Origin of the sequence: Sphingomonas sp. ABOLE (genome assembly GCF_003950455.1) — a bacterium.
Taxonomy (GTDB): domain Bacteria; phylum Pseudomonadota; class Alphaproteobacteria; order Sphingomonadales; family Sphingomonadaceae; genus Sphingomonas; species Sphingomonas trueperi.
In genome coordinates this window covers 138,384-155,541 of record NZ_QQWY01000007.1, presented here as the reverse complement: position 1 = coordinate 155,541, position 17,158 = coordinate 138,384, and the positions used below count along the sequence as shown (strand labels likewise).

Below are 17,158 nucleotides of genomic sequence, written 5' to 3'. Positions count from 1 at the left end.
AATCGTCTCTTTATGGACATCGAGACCGACAAACTTGCTGATCGACATTGTCCTTCTCCTTCCTGACAAGCTGAGCTTACGCCCCACCTGCCTCGAAGCGCGAGGCGAATGACGGTCATTGGGTCTAAGATCGGCGAACTGACGCTGGCGAATGATTTTTGGCCGGTGCGCTCGGTAAGGCAGGTCTGTTGCCGAGCGCAAAGCGATGATCGACCGTGGTCATGCGCTGCCGCTGACGGCTCAGGCGGGCAGCTCGGGATCAGCCGGGGCAGCATCTACTATAAGCCGCGGGCGGTATCCGCAGCCGACCTGGCGATCATGCGACGGATCGACGAGTTGCACCTGCTCTACCCGTTTGCCGGCAGCCGGATGCTGCGCGATCTGCTTCGGCAGGAGGGCGTTGCGGCGGGGCGGCTCCACGTGGTGAAGCGGATGGGGCTGGAGGCGCTCTACCGGTGCCCGAACACGTCGAAGCCGGCACCCGAGCACAAGGTCTATCCCTATCTGCTGCGCAATGTGGCGGTGATCCGGCCCAACCAGGTCTGGGCAACCGACATTACCTATGTGCCGATGGCACGCGGCTTCGTCTACCTCGTCGCCATCGTCGACTGGTTCAGCCGGCGGGTGCTGGCGTGGCGGGTATCGATCTCGCTCGATGCAGCGTTCTGCATCGAGGCGCTGGAGGAGGCGCTGGCGCGCCATGGCAAGCCGGCAATCTTCAACAGCGATCAGGGTTCGCAGTTCACCAGCTCCGCGTTCACCGCCGTCTTGCACCGCGAGAAGATCGCCATCAGCATGGACGGAAAGGGGCGCTGGCGTGACAATGTGTTCGTGGAGCGCCTCTGGCGCTCGGTGAAATACGAGGAGGTTTACCTCAACGCCTATGCCTCCGTCCCCGAGGCTCGCGCCGGCATCGGCCACTATCTCGGCTTCTACAATGCCGTCAGACCGCACTCCGCGCTTGGCGGCCGCACGCCTGACCAGATATACCTCGACCAGCCGCTACTCGCAGCGGCATGAACAACCAGCGGTGGTCCACTTATCCAAGCCGCGAGCATGTGCAGACAAACCGAGCCACCTCTGTCACTCCCAGTGGCAGTGCGACGAAGGCGGGCCAAGCATTTATCCGTTCATGGTAAGCGTACGCCGAAGGCCGCGGCGTAGTGGGATCAAGCGAAGATTTCGCGCTAAACAGCGCGCCCGTGCCACGGGAGCAGTTCGTCGAGGCGGCTGTTAGAGCCCTCGGCGATGCGGGCGAGGACGTCGACGAACCATGCGTGCGGGTCGACATGGTTTTCCTGCCCCTTTTCTTCGAAACCGGCCTTTCCTGAGCACACAAGGATGGTCGCGTATGGGGGTGCAGATATGTTTCGCTCGGAATGAGCGCTTTGGGCCGAACTCCCCATTTAAGGAAGGCCGCTCGAATGGCGGAAATGTCCCGGTCCCAGTCATGAGCGGACTGGCCGCTCATAGGCGAGTTGCTTTTCCAATTGAACGACATGGATGGGCGCATAGCCGATCGGCAGCTGTCAAAATTAGGAGTGAGCAGTTCGATGTAAGCCGACGTACGCGCGGTCGTGCCGGAATGGCGGCAGGTGGTCGCCAGCTGCCGGGAGCGAGCCCATTGGCGATGGCCCGCGACTGCATCGAAGAAAGGTGGAAAGGTTGAGCTTTCGGTGCGAATCAGACGCTCGCCAGCGCTTCACCAAGTTCGGATGCAAACGCCACTGACCCTAGAACAATCCGTGAAGTCCGCCGATTTCCAGCTACGGTTTTGCAGTAAATTTGCAGTCAATTGCACGTTTGTGCAACTATTCGGCAGCTAAGCGATTGAAATCGCTGGTGACCCCTACGGTTGCCGAGAAACGTATGTATCTATCTGTAGAAAAAGTATAATATTCTTATGGAGTTGCTTGATGCCATCAAAAGTACCATCATCATTCATATCATGTTCTGCCATCCGATGGGGCAGGGAGGGAGCCCAAAGGTTGGGCGGGACACAGGCCTGCACGCCTGACCTACTTGCCCCGGCTGCCCAGGTCGGCCCGTATCGCAGGGTACTCCGAGGGCGGCAGGTCTACCATCTTGGGCGCAGTGCGCATCCTGCGATGGCCAGCAGCAGGATGCCGACAAGATGCCAAGCGGCGGTTCGGTGTGAATCGGTGGCGGGTAGTGTGCGCATCGAATTTGCGGTCGTCAGCTCATAACCGGAGATCCGGTTTCCGGCGGCAAGGCGCCCCATTGCAGTCATGCCTCGGCCCGGCCCCCTGCCTGGCGAGCCGTTCCGCAGGCTCTGCGCGTTTGAGGTTTGGGAAACCTTTGATCCCCGTTGCAGCACCGCTGGACGGTCCAGCCGTTCGAGTTTCTCGCGGGTCGCGGCGTCCGCGTGCCAGTCGCCGCGATCGATTGCGTTCAGCATCGTCCGGATAAGGTTGATTCGCGCCGCCGGATTGTTGCGCGCGAAGAACCGGTCCAGGCGGGGTGGTTTGCACTTCCATGACCGACTCAAACCTCGACAGCCGCCGGGACCTCCACCGGTGTGCAATGGCTTGCCTCTGCGACTATCCGGCAGTATTTGCGAATCGATCGCAGGAGTCGCGGGCGCTTACCTCCCAGGCAGATAACCAGGGGCATCAATAGCGACATATGGTGGTAGGCTTGTCCCAACAGTCCGAGACCCTGCAACTCTTTCTTTCCTACCGATCCGAACTTCTGCGGCAGGCGAATCGTATCACGCGCGATCGCGCGCAGGCCGAGGATGTGCTTCAAGAAGCATGGCTGCGCTTTCGTGCCGCTCTTGCCGAGCGCCAGATGGATGAACCGCTCGGCTATCTCTCGCGGATCGTGCGCAACTTAGCGCTCGACAGCGCACGCCGCAGCGGTCTGGAGAGTCGGCTTTTCCAAACTGAAGGCGACGCGGATCCGCTGCAGGTGCCGAGCGAAACGCCATCGCAGGAAGCCGCCGTCATCTCCGGATTCGAGTTGCGCGCCGTGGAGAATGCGCTGGCGCGGATGCCCGAACGCATGCGGGCCGCGGTCCGGATGCACCGGATCGAGGGCATCAAGCTCAAGGACATCGCGAAGCAACTCGGGATATCGGTGACAAGCGCCCATGGCTTGGTCGCCGAGGGCGTTACCCGCTGCCGCGCAGCGCTCCGCGACAGGCAATAGGTGGTGGCGCCTGTCACCCACTCGAAAAAACCGACATCCGGATCGTCGAGCAGGTAAGAACCCTTCGATCGTGCGACGGGCGATTGGCCGCGGGCAATGAGGACGAGCTAATGGACAGCCGCAAGGAGGGCGAAGCACGGGAGGGCGACGCCATCGAGCAGGCCCGTGCCTACCGCGAGGCAACAGACTGGCTCATTCGTCTCGACGAGGAACCGGAATCGCCCGCGTTGCGGATCGCCTTCGCAGCGTGGCTCGCAGCCAGTCCCGCCAACGCGCAGGCCTGGGGCGATACCGCGCACGCGTCGGATGTCCTCTCGCTCGCGTTCGCGCCGTCTCCCAGGGTCGTACCAATCGAGCACGCTCTCGATCGCCGGCGCCAGCGGCACCGTCTCGTCCGAGGCCTGTTTGCGGGCGGCGCGGTGGCCGCCGCCGCGTGCATTCTGCTCTGGGCCGGACCAAGCCTCCTCACCAATTTGCGCGCCGACCATGTTGCGCCGACCGGCGAGGTGCGGACAATCCACCTCGCCGATGGCACGCTGGTCAAGCTGGCGCCGGGCGGTGCGCTGGCGGTCGACTATTCGGACGGGCAGCGCCATGTGCGACTGCTGCGCGGCAAGGCTTTTTTCGACGTCGTGCATGACCGGTCCCGGCCTTTCCGGATGGGCGCATCGGGCGCCACCGTCACTGTTCTGGGGACTGCCTTCGAGGTGCAGGCCCGGGAGGATGGCGTGGGCGTGGCGGTACGGCGGGGGAGGGTGCGTGTCGCCTGCGCTACTGCGGCACCCGACGCGATCCTGTCGGTCGGCCAATCGGCTGACATGGCGTGCGACGCCGGCAAGGCGCTGCGCGCCGATACCCCGCCCGAGCGGATCGCGAGCTGGATCGATGGCCAATATGTTGCGACTGACCGTCCGATCCGTGACGTCGTCGATGCGCTGCGGCCCTGGTACCGTGGGATCATCGTCGCGCGCGGCGAAGGCCTGGAGACGCGGCGCGTCACCGGCGTCTATGATCTCCGCCACCCCCAGGAGGCCCTCGCCGCGCTTGCTGCCGCCCATATGGTGCGCGTGACGCAGGTTACGCCCTGGATCACCATCGTCACCTCGGACTGAGCCCCCAAGCCTCCTCGAAAAAAACTCCGAAAAAACCTGAAGCCGATCCGTTGACTAAACAGAGGAATGCAAATGACTCGCATTTGCATTCCTCATAGGCAGAAGGATAGGGGTCAGCTTGGTGGTTTCCGGGGGTTCGTGGGCGCGGTCAAGGCGCCGGTCGATTATGGGGAGCGTCCTTCTGGCAGGCGCGGCGACGACCCTGTCGCCGGCTGCCGCCATGGGGCAGGCGCAGGTCGAGACACCGTCGCGCAGCTTCGACATCCCGGCGACGTCGTTGGCCGACGCGCTAGCAAGTTTCGGGCAGCAGTCGGGTCTCCAGATCAGTGTCGATGCCGCCATCGTGCGCGGCCTAAGCTCGCCCGGCGTGCGCGGCCGGCTTTCGATCGCCGAAGCGCTGCAGCGGCTGCTCGCGGGCAGTGGGTGCAGCTGGCATCTGTCGGGCAATCTCGTCACGCTCGAGCGCATTCAGGCCGCCGACGGCGGCGATGGACAGCAGTCCCCAATCGTCACCGAAGCGCTCAAGATCGAAGGCGCCGCCGGCGCGCAGGATACGGGCGCGGAGCGCGATGCCCGGCGGCACGACGCGGTTTTCGACCGCGACCTCTCTTCGGCATTCGCCGGCAAGGACGAGGTCGAGCGCTACAAGGGTGTCAACCCGGCCGACATTCTCAAGGGCATGGTCAACGTGTTCAGCGGCGACTCCCGCAACAGCGGTGCGCTCGATCCGAGCATTCGCGGCATTCAGGGCCCCGGCCGCGTGCCGGTCATCATCGACGGCACCGAACAGGCGTTGACAGTGTGGCGCGGCTATAACGGCGCCAGCAACCGCAACTATATCGATCCCAGCCTGATCGCCGGCGTCGAGGTGCTGAAGGGGCCGGTCTCGGCGCGCGGCGTCAACGCCTCGACCGGCGGCGCGGTGGTGATCAACACGCTCGACGTGGCCGACATCCTCAAGCCGGGGCGGAAATTCGGCATCGAGCTGCACCTTGAGGGCGGCAACAATGCGGTGTCGCCGCAGCTGCCGACCCTGCGCACCGGGCAGGACTATCGGACCATTGCGGGTTTCCCCGGCAGTCCGGGCACGCCGGGCCTGCCCAACTTTCCCTATAACGATCCCACCGTCCGCGTGCCGATCCACAAGGCGGCCGACAATGACGCCTTCTCGATGGGCGACAAGGCGGTGCGGCTCGCGGCGGCCGGGCGCCTCGGCGATTTCGACCTGATCGCCGCCTATGCCTATCGTCAGCGCGGCAACTATTATTCGGGCGAAAACGGCGCGGGCTATTATCAGCAATCCGGGCTCGAGCTGGCGCCGGACACCTATGTCCGGCTGCTGGGGCTGAACTACAAGCCCGGTGAAGAGGTGCCCAACACCTCCAGCGAAATGGAGTCCTGGCTGGCCAAGGGCACCTGGCACATCGCCGCCGACCAATATCTCCAGCTGGGCTTCCGCGACAGCAAGTCGACCTATGGCGAGATCATCCCCTCGCGGATCATCTCTACCTCGACCTCCACCTTCGGCAACATCCAATGGCCGCTGAGCAAGGTCCACGCCCAGGCCTATAATGCTGAGTACAAGTGGCAGCCGGACAGCAAATGGATCGACCTGAAGGCTAGCCTGTGGGGGACGCACACCGTCAGCGACACCTATAGCGCCGGCGGCTTCCCCAACGCCGCTTCCACGGTCGATCCCATCCTCATCAACACGGCGCTGGGCAACAGCCACAATGATCGCATCGGCTTTACCGCCAGCAATCAGGTGAAGCTCAGCCGCCGCCTCGACGTGATGCTCGAGGGGAGCTGGCAGCACGAGAAGCTCAGCTCGGAGGACCAGTATAGCGACGCGATCGCCAATGGCTGGCGGCAATATCCCCGGGCCGGGCGGCGCGAGGAATATCGCCTCCATCTGCGCGGCGACTGGCGCCCGACCAGCTTCCTGAAGCTCAATGCCGGCGTTACCTATTCGGGCTATTGGGCCCATGACGATTTCCTCGACGACCTGCTGCAGATTCGCGGCGGTTCCATCGGGCAGTCGATCATCTCGGGCTACAATGCGAGCTATCAGACTACCGAGACGGGGGCGGCGGCGTACGAGGCCTGGCTGCGAACCCAGTTCACCAATCAGAACATCATCCAGCGTCGACTGGCGGCCTATATCGCCAATCCGGTGCCGTTCACCGTCACCCACAATGCCGTCTGGTCGCCCGATGCGCAGGGCGATTTCCGGCGCGCCGACAATCCTTGCATCAACGGCTCGCTGACTGCGATGTCCAATTATGTCGCGGGTTCGTGCGCGATGACGCCGGTCATGACAGACGCCGCCGTGACGCAGTCCGCCGACAAGCGCGCCCACGACTGGGCGCCGAACGCCTCGGCCACCGTCTATTTCAGCGGCGCGAGCAGGGCCTATCTCCGCTACGCCGAGGCGTATCGATTCCCCAGCATCTTCGAGAGCACGATCGGCTTCTCGGCGTCGCTCAACCCGACCCAGGTGCTGAAGCCCGAGCATATGTATGCGATCGAGGCGGGGTTCGTGCAGGATCTGAAGAGGGTCTTCGGCCTCAACGACGCCGACCAGCGCGCCGATATCAAGCTCACCTGGTATAACAACCTCACCAGGGACGTGATCGAGCGCTCGACGCAGCTCCTGTTCTTCAATCTCGACCGGCAGGAGATCCAGGGTCTCGAGCTGCAGGCCCGCTATGACAATGGCCGGTTCTTCACCGAACTGGGCGCGGCGCACATGACGAAGAACAAGGTGTGCGACGAAAGCTTCGCCATCGAGCAGGATCCGGTGCAGGGCCGCGTTCCCAACTGCGTCAAATACGGCTTCGTCTCGAGCTACCTGCTCACCCAGGCGACGCCCGAGGACCAGATCAACTGGAGCCTGGGCGGACGCTTCCTCCGGAAGCGGCTGGAGGTCGGCAGCCGCCTGACCTGGTACAGCGGCTACGATAATCCGCAGCTCGACGCGTTCATCAGCGGCCCGGTCGCCGATCGCATCAGCGGCTATGGTCTCAACGTCCCCTATAGCTGGGGCGAGATCCTGACCGTCGACGCCTATGTGAAGTTTCGGCTCAATGATCGCTACTCGGCCGAGCTGGTCGCGACCAACCTCAACGACCGCTATTATCTCGACCCGCTGTCGCGGTCCCTCATGCCGGCCCCAGGCCGGACAGTCCGGCTCAGCCTCACGGGCCGGTTCTGATGACGGAGATTCAGGGCCGCCGCCCATCCCGACAAACCCTGCAAGACCTGTGGGATGGCGACGCGCCCTGGAAGAAGGCGCCTGAAGGTTCAGGCGCTCCAACTGCAGGAGCACTATCATGAAGATCGTACATCGCAAGGCGCTTGCGGCCGCCGCCGTCGCATCGCTTGCCTGGTGCAGCGCTGCCAATGCGCAGATCGTCGGGGTATCGACCGACACGAGCAAGGTCGTGGTCGGCACCAGCACGGTCAATGGCGGTCCGCACGCCTCGGGCCGTCCGGGCATCGCCGTCCCGTCGACGGGCCTCGGCCGCCTCGTCGACTTCCAGGGCCTCCAGTCCTCGGTAAGCGTCGACGCCAACGCGGTCTCGACCGTAAACGCGCCATCGGACGCACCATCGAACCACAGCAGCCTGGGCGTGTTCCACTTCGCCAAGGTCGGCACCGCCAACCTCTATTTCGGCGAATGGGCGCAGACGTCGAGCGTCGGCGACGGCACGCACACCGTCTATTATGCCGGTGACAGCGCCGGTACGACCGTACCCACCAGTGGCACGGCAACCTACTCGGTCAAGGGCATCAGCGATTATGCGAACAAGGGCCTGCTGACCGGCACGTTCACCGCGAATTTCGGCGCGGCGACGCTCACCGGCAGCATCGCCAATGCCGGCACCGGCTTCGGCGTGAACATTGGTACCGCCGACATCGATGGCACCAACATCATCGGTGGCGGCGACGCGACCGCAACCCAGTCCGGGGTGCAGGTTGCCTCGGGAGGCCAGGTCAGCGGCCGCTTCTACGGCAGCAACGCCGCGGCGCTTGCTGGCGTCGTCGCGTTCGGTAGCCGCCAGTATGACACGGCCTTCGGTGGCACCAAGAACTGACCTTCCCCGTCGGTTCCGCCATTCGGGCGAGGGGATCTTCGGATCCCCTCGTTTCCCTTCGCTTGCAACGAGCGTTCCTTCGACCGCCAACGGAAAGCCTTTCGGCCGTGCAGCGCGTACCTTCGCTTCTTCGACAGCGCCTTGCCGGTGCGCTGCTCGTGACTAGTGCGGCCATCGCGGCGGGAGGAACTGCCCGCGCCCAGACCATCGGTGGTGACGACACGCGCCTGCGCCTCGACCAGAGCATTGATCGACGCTCCGACGCTGCCGAGCTACAGCTGCTGGAAGGTGTCGAGGATCTCGGCACCGGACCGACAACGATTAGCATCGACGGGCGAACCTACACAGTCGCTCGCAATGCCAGCGAAATGGGGGAGGCGCTCTATATCGCGGTGGCACGGCGGCAATGGGCCGACGCGCGCCGGTTTCTCAAGGCCTATCTGGCTCTGCCCGAGCGCGATCGCATGCTGGTCTTCTATGCCGAGGGCGCGCTGGCGCGGCAGGCCCGGGATCTCGCCTCTGCGGAGCGCTACTACCGCGCGTTGCTGGCACTTCAGCCCGATTTTCTGCCCGGTCTGCTCGAACTGGCCCGTGTCCTGTTCGAAAACCGCAAGGATGGGGCAGCACTCGCCGAGTTCCGGCAAGCCCAGGCCATGCTAGAATCGCAGGGCGACAAGGCCGCCGGCATCCGCCAAACGGTCGATACCTTCGTAAAGGTGCTGCGGCGGCGGAGCGCATGGCAGGGATCTCTCGCGATCGGCCCGGGCTACAGCAGCAATCTCAACCAGAGTTCGGCGAGCTATGCCTGCCTCCTAAAGGGCGACGATGGCACGTGCCTGATCGATCGCAAGGTGCCCGACGCGATCCAAGCTGCCGGTATCAACTTCGAAGGCATGCTCAGCCGCCGCGTGCCGATCGGCGGCAATGGCGGGATCGCCGGCCGCGCCCTGCTCTATGGCGATATCTATCCAGGGAACGTCAGCTATAGTCAGGCAACGCTCTCCACCCAGATCGGCTATGACCACCAATCGGCGCGCGGTAGCTTCGCCCTGGCCCCCACCTTCGACATCGGAAGCCTGGGATCGGCGACGCTTTATACCGCCTGGGGCGTGCGGGGCGAGGCGGTGGTCAACGCGAACGACCATACGGCGCTCCGCATCGAGCTGAGCCGCAAGATTCTCGACTATCGGCTGCCGGCATATCGCAATTTCGACGGTGCCCAGACGGAAGCCTATCTAACCGGCTGGTATGGCGTGTCGCGTGGCCTGTCACTGTTCGGCGGACCCGATTTCGTCGACAAGACGGCGAGCAATGCCGCCAATGCCTATCGGCAACTCGGCTTCCGTCTCGGCATGAACAAGTCCTTCGGCAAGGCCGTTGGTCTGCTTATCTTCACGTCGCTCCGCTGGCGCGACTACCGCGCGTACAGCGAACTCCTCGAGGCGAAGCGCCACGATCGCGAGCAGAACATCGTCGCGATCGTCAAGCTGCCAGCGCTGCGCTTCGCAGGGCTGACCCCGAACTTCCTCGTCCAGCGAAACCGGGTCGAGAGCAATGTCGACTGGCTCTACTCCTACAAGCGCACCACCGCCGCACTGAGGCTTGAATATGCCTTCTAACCCTCGCCCGTCGCGGCTTGGCCGCGCGCCGCTGTTGCTCGACCCGCGCTGTTTCCACCCGTCGCTGGCAACCGTCGAGGTGGCGTGGCAGCGGTCCCGCTACGAAGTACCGCCTGCCTGCCGCGGGCTCGGTGTCTCCGGCACGGCTTTTGTCTTCGGTGCCGTGCTCGCGATCCTCGCCTGGGTACCCCAAGCACCGTTGGTTCCAATCGCGCCATCGTCGCGAATGGCCGTCACGTTTGAACTCGCCCCAATGGCTGCCGCACCACCCGCGCCGCCGGTCGAGGTAGCTCCGGGCCCGCGCCAACAGGAACGGGAAGCCGCCAGCGTCAGCCGGTCGGTAACCCCGCAGCAGCAGCGCGTGTTGACGCCGGTGCCTAGCGAACTGCCTGCTGCGGCAGCGGTTTCAGCAGAAGAGGCATCGAGCCCGACGCGGCGTGTCGATCAGACCACCGCGCCGCCGGTGATCGCGAACCAGGCTTCGACCGCCGCCGCGCACGTAAACAGCGCGTCGAACGCGCAGGCTGCGCTCGCCAATTGGGAGAGCGAATTACTCGGGCATCTCAAGCGGTTCCTGCGGTATCCGCGCCCCTCGCAGAGTGCCCGCGAGGAAGGAATCGCACAGGTGACGATCACCGTGGACCGCCAGGGCCATGTGCTCGGCGCCCGTATCGCGCGCGGCAGCGGCTATCCGATGCTCGACAGCGAAGCGGCGGCGATGACCCGTCGGGGATCGCCGGTGCCGCCACCCACCGCCGACATTCCCGGAGACCCGGTGATGGTCACGATTCCCATCCTGTTCTCGCTCCGACACTGACACCTCCTCTAAAGAAAGGGCGTTGCATGACCACCACCATCCTAAACAATCCCGCGGCGGCCGAGTTGAGCCGCGCGAAGCGGTTGAAGGCCGCCACCAGTCCGGTCCACGCAACGCTGGATCATCGGATCATGGCGGCAGAGCCGTTTCGGGATCGCGATCGGTACGGCCGCTTTCTGCACATGCAGTATCGGTTCCACCGCGACATCGATGCGCTTTACCAGCACCCGGTGCTCGATGCCCTGCTGCCGGATCTTGCGGGTCGCCGCCGGCTTCAAGCCATCGCCCGGGATCTTGATCATCTGGCGATACCGATCCCCGATCATAATGAAGCCCCGGCCTTTGGGTCCGCACCGATCGACCTGCCGACCGCCTTCGGTTGGCTCTACGTGGCCGAAGGGTCAAATCTCGGCGCGGCCTTCCTCTACAAGGCGGCCGCAGCATTGGGATTGGATGCCAGCCACGGCGCGCGGCATCTTGCCGGCCATCCGGACGGCCGCGCGCAGCATTGGCGGGAGTTCACCGCCGCCCTCGACACGCTCGATCTTTCGGAAGAGGAGGATGCGCGCGTAATCGCTGGAGCGCGGGCCGCGTTTTCCCGAGTCCACGAACTCGCCGGAGCTACCTTTGGCTGAGCCGCGTCATCGCCGAGTTGTCGCCCATCTGTCGCGGGGGCCTGGGCGGCAATCGGCTTCTTGTTCGTGACGCTGGGTTTCATCGGCGCGCTGCTTCCGCTGATGCCCACCACGATTTTCCTGATCCTGGTGACGGGCTGCTTCGCGCGCTCCTCGCGGAGGCTGGAGGCGTGGCTGCTCCGCCATCCGCGGTTCGGGCCGACGCTCCGTGCTTGGCGGGAAGACGGCGCGATCGGCGCCCGCGCCAAGGGCATGGCGTGCGCAGGCATTGTGCTAGGCTATGCGCTGTTCTGGTGGGGCGCGCGGCCGACGCTCCTGCTCGACCTTGTCGTCGGTCTTGGATTGGTGGAGTGCGCGGCATTCATCATCAGCCGACCGGCGCCACGCAGGCCGTAGGATCGGTAAGTACCCAGTGCTGTGGCCCCGACAGGTAGCCGCGCACCTTCAAGAATCACCTAGCCACGGAACGGCAGCGCCAGATCATGTATGGGGCATCCTTCAATGAGCAAGGGGCGCGAGCGCAAGGTCCGCAGAAGCGGGCATGCTGCCATCGTAGGTCCGCGGGGCGCCTGCCCCGGCCGCCAAGGCAATGGGGCCTGTTCGGCTCAGGAATTGGGCACGATCGATAAAGCGATGCCAGCCGCGATACAGGCTGCACCTAAAGCGAGTGCTGCCCGCGAACTTTTCGATAGCGCCAGCACGAGCAGGATGCCCATAACGCTCGCAATACCCAGCATGGCGACCGTCCCCAGCGCAACGCCGTAGCGCGTCGACGCTCGCGTCCAGGCGAGCACCAGCAGGAGGATAGCCGCCCGGCGCCATCGCATCCGCCAGAAAGGGGCGGACCATGGCGCGCTCAACGCGTGCTTCCGGGTGGAGAAGGCAAGCGCGGCAAGGCCCGCATAGGATAGTGCGACGACATCAACCGGCATGGGCGAGGGCATTCTGCGCTTCGGCACGACGCGTGGGAGATGCCGATACCGTTCGCCTCGCCTTTCCCGTCTTGCGGGCGGCGAAGAAGAGAAGGGCGGCCAGCGCAAGGCACGCCAAGTCGAAGGATGCGAACAGGCGGTCGCCCGCCGCCAGCGCGTGCGGCAGGCCCCGATCGGTCGTCAGGGCGTTCACCACCGGAATTGCTGCCCAGGCAGTGCCTGCGATGGCGAAGGACTCGCGCCATGCCCGCCAGGCCGGGCGCAGGCATCCGAGCAGGGCGAGGCCAAACCAAGTGTAGAACATTGCGGCGACCTCCAGGTCGGCGCGTCCCGGAAGGTCGGCGGGAAGTAGCCGGTTGGCGAGGAGATAGGCGGCCATGCCTGCGGGCAGGCATGCGATCACCGCGACATTGAGCCGCTCGACCAGCCTTTGCCCCCATACGCCGCTGCGCGCCTCGACCCGCTTCCTGCTCCACAAGACCAGCCCGGTGCCGACCATTGCCGCACCGCTCGCGCCCAGCAGGAAATAGATCCAGCGCAGGCCGGTATCGGCGAACCAGCCCAGATGCAGCCCCAGCAGCACCGCCGCCGTTCGCGCTGCGGGACCGGGGGGCGGGGAGGATGCGATCGTGTGGCCGTCGACGCCGGAGAAGGTGATCGCACCGCCCCGCGCGCTCAGCCGGTCGGTGGCGGTGCGGAACAGGGTGATGCGGGCGTTCGCGTCATTGGGGTTGGTCACCACGATCTGCGCTGGCGGGCTGCCGTCCCAGGCCCGGGTCGCGGTTGCCACCAGCGGCGCGACCGGAGTGAGCGGCGCGGGGGTACCGCTGCGGGGCGCCTCGGGCGCGGCGCCGACCGCCTCGCTCGCGAACAGGGCGGGCTTGGCGTAATTGGCGACGATCGGCCAGGGCATGTACATCACCATCAGCGTGACCAGCCCGGTATAGGTGATCATCGCGTGAAACGGCAGTGCGACGACCGCCGATACGTTGTGCGCGTCCAGCCAGCTGCGCTGCCCCTTGCCCCAGCGCAGCGTGAAGAAGTCGACGAAGATGCGCTTGTGGGTGATCACGCCCGAGAGGATCGCGCCGAGCATGCACATCGCGCAGGCGCCCGCGAGCCAGCGCCCCCAGGGATGCGGCAGCTGCAAGTGGAAATGAAAGCGGTAGAAATGTTCGCCGCCGCGGGTGTCGCGGGCGTGGAGCGGTGTGCCCTGCACCGGATCCAGTCGCACCTCGCGGCGCGGGGGGCGCTTGGCGCGGGGCTTGGCTTTGACGACATCGCCGTCGCGGACGAAGACACGGGTCGCGATCGTCCGCTGGTCCGGCAGGTACAAGGTCCATCGCGCGGCCTGCGGGGCGGTGCGCTGGAGATAGGCGAACGCGCTGCCTGCCGCGACCGGCGGTGTCGCCGGCGTCGCGCGCACCTCTGGTTGCATCCAGCGCGTGATTTCCGGCCGGAAATAGCTGGCGGTGCCGGTGAGGAACATCGCGAACAGGATCCAGCCGGCGATCAGGCCCATCCAGCCATGGATCCGGGCCATGGATTGGCGGAACGACGGCGTCCTCATGGCCGCACGCCCAGCAGGAAGAGCGCGGCGGTGCAGGCTGCCGCTAGGCCCCAGACCAATGCCATCGCCCGACCCGGGCTGCGTGTATGAAACGCCCATAGTGCCAGCGCTGCATAGACGGGGAAGGAAGCCAGCATCGCCCACAAGGTCGCTTCGACGCGGGGCAGGGGAAGGATGCGCGCGGCGAGGGCGCAGCCTGCGGCCGCCGCCGCATAACCGCCGATCGCCGCCGTGACGCCCCGGCCGGCCAGCGCCATGCTTCCCCGTGGAGGGCGTGTCCTGTCATGTTCGTCGTGCATCCACGCTTGCTCCCCGCATCGCTTGCCATCGCCGCGGAACGTCATTAACCGCAACTGCGAATCGGTATCAATAACAAAACGGGGAACCCTCATGCGCATTTCGGCCAGCCGCCTTCGCGGCCGCCTCTCTCTGCTCGCACTCACCGCTGCCGCGCTCACCTCCCCGGTCGGCGTGCTGGCGCGCACCGCTGCGGACGAAACCAAGGAGGAGGATGCGCAGCAGCGTGCGGGCGAAGCGATCGTCGTCACCGGGGTGGCAGCGAAGGGCACGGCTTCCGGCACCAAGACCGATACGCCGCTGATCGAGACGCCGCAGACGATCACGGTGATCACCGAAGAAGAGCTGACCCTGCGCAACGCGCTGTCGATCAACCAGGCGCTCGGCTATGTCGCAGGCGTCGCCGTCAACCAGCGTGGCGGCACCGTCAGCCGGTACGACCAGCTGCTGCTGCGCGGCTTCACGCCGGGCGTCTTCCTCGACGGGATGCGCCTGCTCGCCGGTCCCTATTCGATGCCGCAAACCGACTTCAACCGCATCGACCGGATCGATATCGTCAAGGGGCCGGCATCGGTGCTCTATGGCAATTCCACACCGGGGGGGCTGGTGAACCTGACCAGCAAGACACCAGAGGCGTCGGCATTCGGGCGCGTCGAGCTGCAGGCGGGCAATTATGGCGCGCTGCGCGCCGTGGCCGACGTGAACCAGCCCCTGACCAAGGATGGCAAGCTGCTGTTCCGTCTAGTCGGCGGCTGGCAGAAAGCCGATGGGTTCACGCGCTACACGGAGAGCGAGCGCTACCATGTCAGCCCCTCGCTGACCTTCGCGCCCGATGCCGCGACGAGCCTGACGCTGATTGCCGCCTATCAGCATGCGCCCAGCGGCGGCGGCTATTCCGGGGTGCCGGCGTATGGCGCGGCGCTGCCCAGCTCGGCAGGCGCATTGCCGCTTCACGTCAATACCGGCGATCCGAACTACGAGCGCTACAATCACAAGCAGAAGGCCATCACCGCGCTGTTCCGGCACGATTTCGACGCGCATCTGACCTTTCGTTCGAACCTGCGCTACCAGAATAACACGCTCAGCTATCGCCAGCTCTATGTGGCGGGCTTCGCCACCACCGGCACGGGCGCCAGCCGCAACACCGATTTCACCACCCTGATCCGCGGCGGCGGCGGCGCCGACGAGGATTTCGACACGCTGACGATGGACAACCAGCTGAATGCGAAGTTCGCCACCGGACCGCTGCGGCACAATGTACTGGCCGGCATCGACTATCAGTTCATCTCCGGCGAGAATTTCCAGCAGTTCAACACCGGCCAGACCAGCAATCCGCTGACCAGCATTCCCAATCTCGATCCGTATCGGCCGGTCTATGGCGGCACCCTGCCGACGCTGGACCTGACCCAGCTTTCGTCCGGCTACGTCAATACCTACAGCAAGCGCGACCAGGTGGGCGTCTATCTGCAGGACCAGGTGGCGATCGGCCGTCTGCAACTGATCGCCAGCGGCCGTTGGGACTGGTACGAGCAGGCGACGATCAACAAGAAGCTGGCGGCCAACAACCTGACGCGTCTTTCGCAGACGGCGTTCACGATGCGGCTGGGTGCGCTGTACGAGCTGGCCGACGGCCTCTCGCCCTATGTCAGCTATTCGGAATCGTTCGAGCCGCAGACCGGCACCACCTATCTGGGCGTGCCGTTCGATCCCGTGACCGGCAAGATGATCGAAGGCGGCGTGAAGTGGCAGCCGCGCGGCACCAACGCGCTGCTGACGCTGTCGGTCTACGACCTGCGGCGGCAGAAGGTGCCGGTCACCGACCCGCGGGCCGGGACGGCCGGCATTCCCGCCAATGCGCAGATCCAGATCGGCGAGGTGCGGGTGCGCGGCGTGGAAGTGGAGGGCCGGGGCGAACTGGCGCGCGGGCTCGATCTGATCCTCGCCGCCAGCTACACCGATGCAATCATCACCCAGGGCGCGCCGGCCGTCGCCGCCACCGCCACCAACAGCGGTACGCCTACGACCACCGGCACGCGCCAGCTCGGCACGCCGGAATGGCAGGCGTCGAGCTTCCTTTCCTATGATTTCGGCAAGGGCGGACGATCGGGGCCGCTGGGCGGGCTCACGATCGGCGGCGGCGTGCGCACTGTCGGCGGCTCGGACGGCACGACGACCTATCTGGTGCGCAACGGCGTCACCACCTTCCAGCGGTTCACGACCGAGGATTTCACGCTGGTCGACGCGCTGCTCGGCTACGATCTGGGCTTTGCCACATCGCGCCTGCGGGGATGGAGCCTGGCGGTCAACGCCGCCAACCTGCTGGACAAGCGCTACATCAGCGCCTGCCCCTTCTCGAACTCCTGCTATTTCGGGGCGTCGCGTACGGTCACCGGATCGGTTCGGCTGCGCTGGTGAGCGTGGTCGGTTCCCCGACCTGCGCAGGCGGGGGCGGGACCCGCCTGATCGGGATTGAGCGGGGTGCCTCGAATATCATCGCTCTCGACGCATTGGTTGTGCGATGAGGAACGACGTGAAGACCTTAGCGAGGCGAAGGCGGGACCTGCCGCCCGCTTCTGGCTGGAAGCTGCATTCGCGGAACACGACCAGAATGTCGGGTAGTTAAGGTCGTCTCGGCGTGACCGCGCTCGCACGCCGCTGGTGCGGCGCCGAATCGGTATGCCGTCTCGGCCCTTCGGGTTTTGATCGCGGACGCGGAGCCGATCCGGCGGATCAGCGGTCGGCAGGTGCCGGCAGCGGAACGCGGGTGCGGTGCGCGAGCTGGCGCACGCCTTCAGCGACACCAGGGCGCGCGGGTTGTTGGTGCACGCGTGGCACACTTGCCCGGGCGGGAGGCACGGGCGGCGGCTGGCGCACGTGCTGGCGCGCGCACGCTGCCCGCGCGGCCCGC

13 protein-coding genes and 2 pseudogenes are annotated in these 17,158 nt (G+C 65.5%); 10 read left to right on the top strand and 5 right to left on the bottom strand.

Going from position 1 to position 17,158, the window contains the following annotated elements; translation table 11 throughout:
* Nucleotides 1-117: 117 nt before the first annotated feature.
* Nucleotides 118-1,020 (top strand): annotated as a pseudogene (locus tag CA234_RS06655) (IS3 family transposase); the annotation flags it as partial.
* Between the two features lie 167 nt (nt 1,021-1,187).
* On the opposite strand, the pseudogene CA234_RS06650 reads toward CA234_RS06655, so the two are convergent.
* Both CA234_RS06650 and CA234_RS24570 read right to left on the bottom strand, forming a co-directional pair.
* Nucleotides 1,188-1,301: pseudogene (locus CA234_RS06650) on the bottom strand (transposase domain-containing protein); the annotation flags it as partial.
* Between the two features lie 776 nt (nt 1,302-2,077).
* Entirely contained in the window at nt 2,078-2,419 is a 342-nt protein-coding gene (locus CA234_RS24570; protein ID WP_125976787.1) for a hypothetical protein, read from the bottom strand.
* Between the two features lie 239 nt (nt 2,420-2,658).
* On the opposite strand from CA234_RS24570, the gene CA234_RS06640 reads away from it, so the two are divergent.
* The 8 genes from CA234_RS06640 (at nt 2,659) to CA234_RS06605 (ending at nt 11,847) form a co-directional block, all read left to right on the top strand.
* Nucleotides 2,659-3,171, top strand: coding sequence for a sigma-70 family RNA polymerase sigma factor (locus tag CA234_RS06640; protein ID WP_241213311.1), 513 nt, complete (start codon nt 2,659-2,661; stop codon nt 3,169-3,171).
* 110 nt (nt 3,172-3,281) lie between these two features.
* Nucleotides 3,282-4,283: a FecR domain-containing protein gene (locus tag CA234_RS06635; protein ID WP_125976785.1), complete on the top strand. Its 1,002-nt coding sequence runs from the start codon at nt 3,282-3,284 to the stop codon at nt 4,281-4,283.
* Nucleotides 4,284-4,449: 166 nt separating this feature from the next.
* A complete protein-coding gene (locus tag CA234_RS06630) occupies nt 4,450-7,497 on the top strand; it encodes a TonB-dependent receptor (RefSeq protein WP_241213310.1) in 3,048 nt (1,015 codons plus the stop codon).
* A 118-nt stretch (nt 7,498-7,615) separates the two neighbouring features.
* Nucleotides 7,616-8,380 carry a Slam-dependent surface lipoprotein gene (locus CA234_RS06625; protein WP_125976784.1) on the top strand — a complete coding sequence of 255 codons (765 nt, stop codon included), beginning with the start codon at nt 7,616-7,618 and terminating at the stop codon, nt 8,378-8,380.
* Nucleotides 8,381-8,538: 158 nt separating this feature from the next.
* On the top strand, nt 8,539-9,999 hold the full coding sequence (locus tag CA234_RS06620) for a surface lipoprotein assembly modifier (RefSeq protein ID WP_241213308.1): 1,461 nt from the start codon (nt 8,539-8,541) through the stop codon (nt 9,997-9,999).
* A 34-nt stretch (nt 10,000-10,033) separates the two neighbouring features.
* Entirely contained in the window at nt 10,034-10,816 is a 783-nt protein-coding gene (locus CA234_RS06615; protein WP_164521731.1) for an energy transducer TonB, read from the top strand.
* A gap of 26 nt (nt 10,817-10,842) precedes the next feature.
* Nucleotides 10,843-11,451, top strand: a complete 609-nt coding sequence (locus CA234_RS06610) for a biliverdin-producing heme oxygenase (RefSeq protein ID WP_125976782.1) — start codon at nt 10,843-10,845, stop codon at nt 11,449-11,451.
* 51 nt (nt 11,452-11,502) lie between these two features.
* Entirely contained in the window at nt 11,503-11,847 is a 345-nt protein-coding gene (locus tag CA234_RS06605; protein ID WP_125976781.1) for a YbaN family protein, read from the top strand.
* A 209-nt stretch (nt 11,848-12,056) separates the two neighbouring features.
* Here CA234_RS06605 and CA234_RS06600 read toward each other — a convergent pair whose 3' ends face one another.
* Genes CA234_RS06600 through CA234_RS06590 form a run of 3 tightly spaced genes read right to left on the bottom strand, consistent with a single transcriptional unit; the run spans nt 12,057 to nt 14,252 of the window.
* Nucleotides 12,057-12,383: a DUF3325 family protein gene (locus CA234_RS06600; RefSeq protein ID WP_164521730.1), complete on the bottom strand. Its 327-nt coding sequence runs from the start codon at nt 12,381-12,383 to the stop codon at nt 12,057-12,059.
* On the bottom strand, nt 12,373-13,953 hold the full coding sequence (locus CA234_RS06595) for a PepSY-associated TM helix domain-containing protein (protein WP_126001179.1): 1,581 nt from the start codon (nt 13,951-13,953) through the stop codon (nt 12,373-12,375). The genes CA234_RS06600 and CA234_RS06595 overlap by 11 nt, the downstream gene beginning before the upstream one ends.
* Complete coding sequence (locus tag CA234_RS06590; protein WP_206431103.1) at nt 13,950-14,252, bottom strand: iron transporter; 303 nt, start codon at nt 14,250-14,252, stop codon at nt 13,950-13,952. Before CA234_RS06590 ends, CA234_RS06595 begins: the two co-directional genes overlap by 4 nt.
* A 91-nt stretch (nt 14,253-14,343) precedes the next feature.
* Between CA234_RS06590 and CA234_RS06585 the strand changes: the two genes are divergently transcribed.
* On the top strand, nt 14,344-16,665 hold the full coding sequence (locus tag CA234_RS06585; RefSeq protein ID WP_164521729.1) for a TonB-dependent siderophore receptor: 2,322 nt from the start codon (nt 14,344-14,346) through the stop codon (nt 16,663-16,665).
* Nucleotides 16,666-17,158: the final 493 nt, after the last annotated feature.

Bases quoted from the DNA above. Each gene is read 5' to 3' on its own strand.
- CA234_RS06635 (WP_125976785.1), top strand. From the start codon at position 3,282: ATGGACAGCCGCAAGGAGGGCGAAGCACGGGAGGGCGACGCCATCGAG.
- CA234_RS06600 (WP_164521730.1), bottom strand. From the start codon at position 12,383: ATGCCGGTTGATGTCGTCGCACTATCCTATGCGGGCCTTGCCGCGCTT.
- CA234_RS06595 (WP_126001179.1), bottom strand. From the start codon at position 13,953: ATGAGGACGCCGTCGTTCCGCCAATCCATGGCCCGGATCCATGGCTGG.
- CA234_RS24570 (WP_125976787.1), bottom strand. From the start codon at position 2,419: ATGCTGAACGCAATCGATCGCGGCGACTGGCACGCGGACGCCGCGACC.
- CA234_RS06585 (WP_164521729.1), top strand. From the start codon at position 14,344: ATGCGCATTTCGGCCAGCCGCCTTCGCGGCCGCCTCTCTCTGCTCGCA.
- CA234_RS06625 (WP_125976784.1), top strand. From the start codon at position 7,616: ATGAAGATCGTACATCGCAAGGCGCTTGCGGCCGCCGCCGTCGCATCG.
- CA234_RS06630 (WP_241213310.1), top strand. From the start codon at position 4,450: ATGGGGAGCGTCCTTCTGGCAGGCGCGGCGACGACCCTGTCGCCGGCT.
- CA234_RS06590 (WP_206431103.1), bottom strand. From the start codon at position 14,252: ATGCACGACGAACATGACAGGACACGCCCTCCACGGGGAAGCATGGCG.
- CA234_RS06610 (WP_125976782.1), top strand. From the start codon at position 10,843: ATGACCACCACCATCCTAAACAATCCCGCGGCGGCCGAGTTGAGCCGC.